Origin of the sequence: Photorhabdus tasmaniensis, assembly GCF_011189505.1 — a bacterium.
Lineage (GTDB): Bacteria > Pseudomonadota > Gammaproteobacteria > Enterobacterales > Enterobacteriaceae > Photorhabdus > Photorhabdus tasmaniensis.
The window spans coordinates 1-520 of the sequence record NZ_PUJU01000208.1 but is presented as its reverse complement, the minus strand read 5'-3'; the positions used below and the strand labels follow the sequence as shown (position 1 = coordinate 520).

Here is a 520-nt window from a genome sequence, read left to right as displayed (position 1 = left end):
GCCTGCTATTGAGTGGCAGGCACCTGACCCTGCGCACCGGCGATGTTGATAACACCGGCGGAATGATAGCGGCGGACGGCAAAACCACCCTGACCAGCACCGTGCTCACCAATACGCAGGGACAGATCGCGGGGAATGGCGGACTGGATATTCACAGCCGGCAACTCACCAACCGCGAAGGCACTTTACAATCCGCAGACGCCCTGACACTGGATACTGACGGGCAGTTACTGGATAACCAGCAGGGCCAGATTATTGGTGAGGGCACCACCACGGTCACCAGTGGTCAACTGGATAATCGTCAGGGCCACCTTCAAGGCGGACAGTTGGCTATCGACACCCGACAGGCGCAGACCGATAACCGGGACGGCAAATTGTTGTCGGCAGGGAGGCTCAACCTGAAAACCCAACGGCTCGACAATCGTCACGGTCAGGTACAAGCGGTGGGCGATACCACGCTTAACGTGCAGGAAAAAACCGACAACACTGGCGGCCTGATGCGAGGGGGTCAGCAACTCAC

General features: G+C 58.7%; 1 protein-coding gene. It reads left to right on the top strand.

Going from position 1 to position 520, the window contains the following annotated elements:
- On the top strand, positions 1-520 hold a 520-nt coding region (locus C5471_RS23575), incomplete at both ends, for a hypothetical protein (RefSeq protein ID WP_166296669.1).